The organism is Bacteroides sp. K03, from assembly GCF_019734355.1.
GTDB lineage: Bacteria > Bacteroidota > Bacteroidia > Bacteroidales > Bacteroidaceae > Bacteroides > Bacteroides nordii.
The window spans coordinates 88041-96591 of the sequence record NZ_JAASHC010000019.1 but is presented as its reverse complement, the minus strand read 5'-3'; the positions used below and the strand labels follow the sequence as shown (position 1 = coordinate 96591).

Genomic DNA, 8551 nt, shown 5'->3' with positions numbered 1-8551 from the left:
AATATTAAGAAATTTATTCTTATTAACGTTCATAAAGAACTATGTTTTCCATGGCAAAGATAATGGTAGAGGAACGGGATGATTCTCTACGAGGAAAAAAATGACAGATATAATTGGTTGATATACAGGTTTTTGCTATGTGGTGTTATTTGTCCTCTTTTTTTGTCTGTCATTTTCTTTTTTGAGTGTATCTGTAGTTTTTAAATAATTACAAACTTCAGTCAGATATACTAAAATTGTATTACAATAGGATAAAATATATTCATAAGCGACATATAAATACTTCTTTTTGTTGCAGTGTATTTTCTTTTCGTTACTTTTGCGGTTATACTCCCGAAGTATCGCTTTTAGAGTAATCAGTTTAAGTGTTTTTTCGGAAAGCAGCGAAACTATCAAAAGACACATTTAAGCTGAATGGGGAGCTGTATGTTGTAAATCAACGATATACGCACCTTTTCAGTATATAGATGTGTCTGGGTTGTTTGCTGCACCTCCGAAAAACTTATATATTGGAATTGGGTACGTTTTTTGTACCCAATTTCAGTTATACAATAATATAAAGAGCATGAGCATATTGAGGTACAGATTTTATTTATCTGGTAGGCAGCAAGAGTCTGATACTGATTCTCCTTGTCCTTGCCTGATGAAAACGGATATGGAAGAATCTGAAAATATATATGATTTTTTGAAGGATTACTTTTGGGAAATAGAATCTGAAAAAGATTGGAGAAAGCTTTCTCTTTCAAACTTGAAATGTAGTCGTTGTTTGTTGTGTGCTGCACTGAAACTTGTAAAAAAGGAGAAAGATAAATACGGAAAAGAAAATGTTGCCAGATTGGCTACTGCAAAATCCATTGTATCAAAGAGGTACTTCAAGTATAAATTGCTAAAATGGTTTGTGTGGATGAAGAAATCATAATACCGGAGCCATGTGAAACCTTATTATTCTTTATGTAACAGATAAATACCTGTTTTCCCCGTTAACATTTTTAACGGACTATTTCAATATCTATTTTTGTGGATACAAAAGTATATACTTTTGGGGTATTAAAGTACGTACTTTTAGGATATAAGAGTACGTATTTAACACAGACTTAAATACGTACTCTTGTAATATAAAGTATAGATGTTGATAATTGTTTGATATAGAATAATATAAATAGTAATATAATACAAAGAGGGTACCCATCACGGGTACCCTCTTCTCTACATTATTCACCAAATAAATAGTGTGATTGACTTATTCTATTCTAAAACTAAATTCGGATCTGATAGAGTATACGTCTCATAACTGGTTACAAACTCATCAATACAGTTTGGCTCCGGATGATATACCGTACGAAGTTGGATCTCCATTGTATCGTCTCCTCCTTCGAGCATGATCGGATAAATCATGTTGTCGTTTTCATCACATAAGTCTGCAATGTTGTATCTTAAGTCTGTCACCTTTGTACCATCTGTTTTAGTATAGCATACTTCATAAGCTACAGCATTTTCATACCTCGTCTTTATTTTGAAACTATACTTATCAGGCATTTGATGATAAGTGAAATCAGTAGGGCTGGTATTAATAATCGCATTCTGATAAGAATCCCCGTAGCTGATAGCTGTTACACTATATTTGATAGAGTGGAGATCATGTTCTGCATTATTGTTATAGAAGTTGAAACTGTAACTTCCTTCATCCAAACCTGTGATAATGAAACTACCCGGATTGTCCGGAGTTGTTTTATGTACTTCGTATTCACCGCTTTCCCTGTCCATATTCCACATAGCCGTAGTTGTTGCTACCTTTGGATCTGAAAGCCAATAGAGCACTTTTACTCTTTCTTTTCCGGGATAGATCTTCACAGAATCGAAGCGGGCCAGATAGATCGTTTCACCATCCGCCAAGTATTTATCATGCAAAGAGTTCATATCTGAGCAAGCGCATAAAGCGGATACAGCAGCGATCAGTATATAATTTATCTTTTTCATTCTTTTAATCGTTTAATAGTTACTTTTTTCTTTCCTTATTTACTCGGCAGGAGTTTCAGGTTCCGGTTCTGGTTCCGGTTCCGGGGTAGATTCTTTATTCGGGTCTTGTCCCCAGAATTCTAACTCGGAAATATGTATCATCTCAGTACCTCCCCAGGTTTTGTCAATCTGGAACATGAGATAACGTACTTCGTAGGCAGAACCATAAGTAAAGTCATAATCTTCACCTCCGGCACCTTTTTCGATATCTTCATCCGTACAACTCTTTTTACCTACCGGCAATCCTGATGGTTTAATTGATTCATATTCGCCCAGCAGTGTCCATGGATGTTCGCCTTCGTTGATCGGATTTACGCGTGCTTTATCATCAGGTGAACCGTATACTTTGAATATTCTTGGATTACCGTGATTGTAAACCCAGTCGGCAGTACCGCGCTGATAGAGTTTGAAACGGCTCAGACGGAAAGTGCGTCCCATATCGAATGTGAAACATACCGGGAATGGGTATCCGGCAGGTGTATGGAAGAAATTACTGGTGCTGGTACCGTGCATTGTTTTGCCATCCCACAATCTTTCGATAGGATAGGTGGTACTATACTGTCTGTAAGGTATATCCGGGTCATCATTCCATTTTTTGAAATACTGTTGTGTTTCATCTTTCGGTTTGATAAATTCTTCGTAAAGAGGTACCAAAGTCACTGATTTAACATCTGTTTTATTTCCCCAGCGGTCTCTAACCTGTACATAAAAAGTATGGGGTACGGCTTCATATCCACGTATATACGCTGTACCATCTTTGGCACTTGAGTAATAATTACCCACGTTCTGCTGTACATCCGAACCTTCCATGATATCTTCTGATACCATTATCACGATGTTTCCTCCTGTCGGGTTTTCCCAGCTAACTTGCATTCCACCGAAAGTTGGTATCAACTCCATTGAGTTTTCTACGTCATAAATAGCAGATTGTGCCGGGTTGACGGTAAATTCTACCGGAGTGGAGAAATTATGGCTACGGTCTACAGCATACAATGTCACCTTACGTGGTTCGGCTTTGGCGAAACCGTCTATTTTGATTTGGGTTCCGTACATAGACGATTTTACTATCATTTTTTCGCCAGTATCCAGTGTGTATTCGGCTTGTACATATAGTAAATCGCGATCATCCGGCAGTACATAACTCAATATGGCACCTCCCGATACTTGTTCCACCTGTTCCACATTGGTTATTGGTTTGGGTGGAATGTTATCCACCGGATATTGTCCGATGAATTCTTCCTGGCAGGAAAACAGAGCTCCTGCGGCGAGCAGTAATAAGAATATTTTTTTCATGATTACGTTTTGTTTTAATATTGTAAAAGATATAGGTTAATTACCAGCCCGGATTTTGCACCAAATTAGTGTTAATCATCATTTCACTTTCAGCAATAGGCCATAACATATCTCTCTGAGTGAACTTCGGTGAATAGTAAATTTTTATTTTATTGAAATCTTCTACAGTTTCTCCTTCTACATTCCAGCCACGAATCTTTTTATTGAATTGTTCGAAAATGTCGAATTTACTTTTCTTTGTACCGTTAGCCCAGCGACGCAGATCATAGAAGTAATGACCTTCAAATGCAAGTTCGAGGATACGTTCTTGTTGAATGATATCACGCATACCATCTTTTGTCAGGTATTTATCCGGGTTGATAGAATGATTTGCCCATGCTTCTTCAACGGATGGAAGGAAGGCGCGTTCACGTACCAGATTGATATATTTGTATACCTCTTCATTAGGAGCGCTTAATGACTCATTCAATGCTTCTGCATAGAGCAGATAAAGGTCTGCCAGACGGATGATAGGGAAAGCATAGTTTGTTCCCTTAAACTCTGTCTTTGAATCTTCCGTAACATAAGTAGTATAAGGTGTCAACTTACGTATGAAGTATCCGGTTGTAGAATAGTATTGGTTACCATTACGTCCGGCAGGATAGTTTGTCGGATCGCCGGCAAGGACCTTCACTGTTTGAGATTTGGATTCATCTGTTCTACCGGCTCCGAACCATACTGAACCGTCAAATGCAACATCACCATAGAAACGTGGCTCACGGTAAGTATTCAGACGGGCTGTCGGGTAATTCTGTTCAATGTATAACTTTTGCACAGCGTCACCACGAGTTACTTCATAACGTGATTTATACCAACCGTTTGCATTCCAGTCTTTATCTTCTTCAATGGGTACACCATTAGAGGAATAGAAATTCTCAATAAATTCCAATGTTGGATTCCAGTGTGAATTCAGACGTGCTGTACGGCAATAAGCATTGAGTGCAGGCATCATGTTGAACTGATAATCTTTCGTGTTCAGGTTGATTCTGTTTGACCAGATGTATTCTCCCTGATTGTTGGCATGATCTGTGATAAGTTGGCTGAAAGTTAAGATTTTGCGTGTATCTTCTGAAATTTTCAGCGTACCCAGATTTGTATAATGGTAAAGTTCGTGATTTCCCATTTCGCAATATTTGATTGCTTCTTTACATGCTTGGGCTGCACGAGTCCATTTTGCAGGGTCGTAAGTAGTAGGCCACAATGCTTTGCCATCTTTATCTTTGAATCCGGCATAGTTATTACTATTACCATTAAAGAACGGACTGGCCATGTGTACCAGGATTTTTGCTTTTAATGCGGCAGCAATAGGGCGGGTGATACGACCATATTCAGTCATTGCCATTTCTATTTTATCCGGCAGATGAATTCCTGAATCTTCTTCTTCGTCAAGATTGCTTCCGATACATTCGTCAAGTAGACTGATAATATATTCGATACAGTCGTCCAGCGGTTCTCTCGGCAGACGTACTTCTTCCGGTTGACTGGTGATAGGAAGATTGTCACGTACTACAACGATAGGACCATACTTCTGTACCAGCATCCAATGGTAATATGCTTTCAGAAATTTCACTTCGAGTACCCAACGAACTTTATCGTATTCTTCAAGATCGCGTACCTGATCTACGTTTTCAAGGAAGATGTTACAATGGCGTATAGCCTGATAGAAGTTGTTCCATGATCCCATACTGACAGAAGTGACACTATTTCCGTTTAATAATAGTTTCATACCATTGGTCTGAACATTATTATAAGCGGTTATTTCGTTACCATACATATAGACGTCATTTGTAGCAAACTGGCTTGGTATGTATGAGTAACATGTGGCCAGATATTTTTCTGCACTCACCTGATCACGGAATGCATATTCAATGGTTCCCAATTTGTCGGGCATGACATCAAGAAAATTACAACTTGTAGTCAGCGCCATTGAGAGGGCCAATATAGATAAATATTTCTTTTTCATTTTGATCTGTTTATTGTATGATTAGAATGAGAAGTTAACACCAATATTATTTACGCGTTGGAGTGGATATTTAAATCCTTTATCCATACTTGTCATTTCAGGATCCCATGTATCAAATTTGCTGAAGCACAATAAATTAGTTCCGCTATAGTAAATACGGATGGTGTTCATATGGAGCTTCTTTAATATCTTTTTCGGGAGTGTATATCCAATTTCCACTGATTTCAGGCGAAGGAATGAACCGTCACGCATGAACCAAGTACTGGTTTGAGAGTTATTTGAAGATACAGTAGAAGACAAACGGGGCCAGAAAGCGTATACATCCTGATTACGTTCACTCCAGTAACTGTCGGCAATGGCTTGCATTACCTGAGTTCCGCTACCTGAGCCGGTGAATGGATGCATTACATTATAGTCCATCCAGAATGATTCACGGGCAGAACCCTGGAAGAAACAAGAGATATCAAGACCTTTCCAACCATACGTCAAACCGAAACCGTAAACAATTTCCGGGCTTTCGTCAGGATATCCAAGGGGTACTTTATCAAGAGCGGTAATTTGTCCGTCACCATTGATATCTACGTATTTGATATCACCACCACGGCATTCTCCGAATTGAGTCGGGCTGTTGTAGACCTCATTATCATCAATAAAGAGACGTTCGGCTACATATCCCCATGTTTGTTTCAGTTTTTGATCGATACGTGATAACCATGGTGTTTTGCTGTAATCTGGTTCTTCGTATACTTTGTATTTACCACCTGCCCAAGTCAGGTTGGCACGTGCCTGCATGTAAGAACCATTTTTGAACGCATGATTATAGTCTAAAGAGATATCGATACCTTGGCTGATTGCTTCACCCAAATTGGATTTAATACTAGCCTGCAATCCCATAGAACCCGGAAGAGAAGCACGAGACATCAGGATATTATAACGGTAGTCGCGATAAACATCCACCTGTAATTCGAGGTCATTGAAAAGACCGATTTCCACACCTAAATTGGTTTTACGTGAAGTTTCCCAGGTGATATCATCGTTGGCATAACGATTGATACTAACACCATTTACAGAGTGCAGACCGGTATAGTCATTTCCCCATGTATATCCATAACTACCATTGTTCAGATTAACTTCCGAGCGATAATAGAAACGGTCTTCTTTCGCACCGATCTGGTCATTTCCTACTAAACCGAAGGTTGCTTTCAGTTTCAGTTTGCTAAGTACTTTTTTCAGTGATTCCGGATAGAACGGCTCATTACTGATAATGTATCCTAAACCGGCTGAAGGGAAGAATCCATAACGTTCTTTCTCAGAAAAACGTTCAGAACCGTTGTAACCGAAGTTACCTTCGAAGAAGTAACGGTCGTCAAAAGCATAAGTTACACGTCCTGAGAGACCCATATTACGGTAAGGAAGGGATAACTGTATGGTACTGGTTTTCTTAGAGTTCTTTTCATCACGCAAATAATATACCAACAAACCACTAATAGCATGCTTTTTATTGAAGGTGTGGTTATAAGTCAGTGTTCCCTGGAAATAAGTGGAGTTGATAACTTCCTTATTTTCATTTCCAACAGCCAGATAGTCTGTACCGGCAGAGGGATTAAGACAAGTCAGGAAGTAAGTATTCTGAGCCGGGTTGTAACCTCCTGCAGTGAAGTAGTAAGGTTTATATGTACGGTCAATACTGTAATTGGTTTTTCGGTTGGTATTAAACATACCTCTCAGTTTCAGTCCTTTCAATATGAAACCTAAATCCTGCTCCAATTCCATTTGAGCAAAAATTGTAGAATTCTGTCTGTCCTGATAACCTTTCATCAATTCAGCATAGGGATTGATAAAAGTATTTTCACTACCACCATAGAGAATGTATGGAGTCGTTTCGTTGGCTTTATCCGGTTGGTAATAAGCCGGATATTCTACCGGACTCGATTGAGAAATCATTTTGTACAGGTCACTTCCTGAATGTACCGGACCGGTATAATCGTCCATTGTAGCTTGCAAGCGTACTCTTACCAATGTTGATTTACTAACATTGATATCTACGTTACTACGAAGCAAATATTTGAATAGACTGATGTTATTGTCGAATCCGTTTGCTTTGGCATTTTTAAAGATACCGGCGTCGTGTGACAGTGATCCGGCTACATAGTATCTGGCTACTTTACCACCACCGCTTAGATTCAGATTACCACGCAAGTTGGTTGTGTGGTTCTTCAGCAACATATCATACCAGTCAACCGCAGGGAACACATTGGGGTTCAGACCGGCAATTGTATTGTCTATCTTCTGTTGGCTATAACGGGCGGGAGACGACGGGTCACGTGTAGTGATAGCCTCGTTATACATATTCATATAAGTGATAGGATCCGTCCATTTCACCTCTTTTGTCGGAGCAGAAATAGACGTTTCAAAACGGGCTGAAATCTTACTTGGACCTTCAGAACCTTGCTTTGTAGTTACCAGAATAACACCATTAGCACCACGTGCACCATAGAGAGCAGTTGCCGTAGCATCTTTCATGATAGAGAAACTGGCAATGTCATCTACTTGCAGACGTGCTAAGTCTTCTGACTCCATTTCTACATCATCTACCAGGATAAGCGGTGACTTTGCGTATCCGAAGGTTGTTACACCACGTACAAAGAAGTCTGCATTGTCTGCACCCGGTTCACCACTACGCTGATAGGAGATAAGACCTGCTACACGTCCGGCAAGTGCTGTAGTAAGGTTACTTGTAGGTGCTTTCAGCTCTGCCGGTTTGATCGTTGATACAGATGCAAGCACGCTTTCTTTTTTCTGCTTGGCAAAAGCAACAACGGTAACTTCATCCAGTTCGTCTACTTTTTGTTTTAGTATGATTCTAAGGTTATTCTTATCACCTACTGTGATTGTTTGGGATTCCATACCCAAATACGTAATTTCGAGTTTGGCTCCTTTGGGTACATCAATCGAGAATGTACCATCCATATCTGTCGTTACCCCTCTTGGTGTACCTACTACCTGGATAGCAGCTCCCGGAACAGTTTCTCCGGTTTCGTCAATAATGGTACCTTTCAATGTGATGTTTCGGGATTGTGTGACGCCCGGAACAGATGGAGAGGTGGCAAAAGCGGTAACTCCATAATTTGGAAAGGAACCTAACATGCCCAACAATAGTAGCATTGCGCTACACCTTTTGGTTAGAAAAGGAAAATTGTTTTTCATCTTCTTTAATTAGATTTTAATTAATAAAAAGTA

General features: G+C 39.4%; 5 protein-coding genes. 1 reads left to right on the top strand and 4 read right to left on the bottom strand.

The genetic code is table 11. The features are described from left to right. The first annotated feature begins 655 nt into the window (after window positions 1-655). On the top strand, window positions 656-919 hold the full coding sequence (locus HCG69_RS13910) for a hypothetical protein (protein ID WP_255585995.1): 264 nt from the start codon (window positions 656-658) through the stop codon (window positions 917-919). A 326-nt stretch (window positions 920-1245) separates the two neighbouring features. Here the strand turns inward: HCG69_RS13910 and HCG69_RS13905 are convergent, their stop codons facing one another. Genes HCG69_RS13905 through HCG69_RS13890 form a run of 4 tightly spaced genes read right to left on the bottom strand, consistent with a single transcriptional unit; the run spans window position 1246 to window position 8518 of the window. Continuing rightward, complete coding sequence (locus HCG69_RS13905; protein ID WP_221650522.1) at window positions 1246-1977, bottom strand: DUF4998 domain-containing protein; 732 nt, start codon at window positions 1975-1977, stop codon at window positions 1246-1248. Between the two features lie 39 nt (window positions 1978-2016). Next, window positions 2017-3309, bottom strand: coding sequence for a DUF5000 domain-containing lipoprotein (locus tag HCG69_RS13900; RefSeq protein ID WP_221650521.1), 1293 nt, complete (start codon window positions 3307-3309; stop codon window positions 2017-2019). Window positions 3310-3349: 40 nt separating this feature from the next. Continuing rightward, window positions 3350-5311 (bottom strand): RagB/SusD family nutrient uptake outer membrane protein, encoded by a 1962-nt coding sequence (locus HCG69_RS13895; protein ID WP_221650520.1) that lies wholly within the window; start codon window positions 5309-5311, stop codon window positions 3350-3352. 21 nt (window positions 5312-5332) lie between these two features. Then, window positions 5333-8518 carry a TonB-dependent receptor gene (locus HCG69_RS13890; RefSeq protein WP_221650519.1) on the bottom strand — a complete coding sequence of 1062 codons (3186 nt, stop codon included), beginning with the start codon at window positions 8516-8518 and terminating at the stop codon, window positions 5333-5335. Between the last annotated feature and the right edge of the window lie 33 nt (window positions 8519-8551).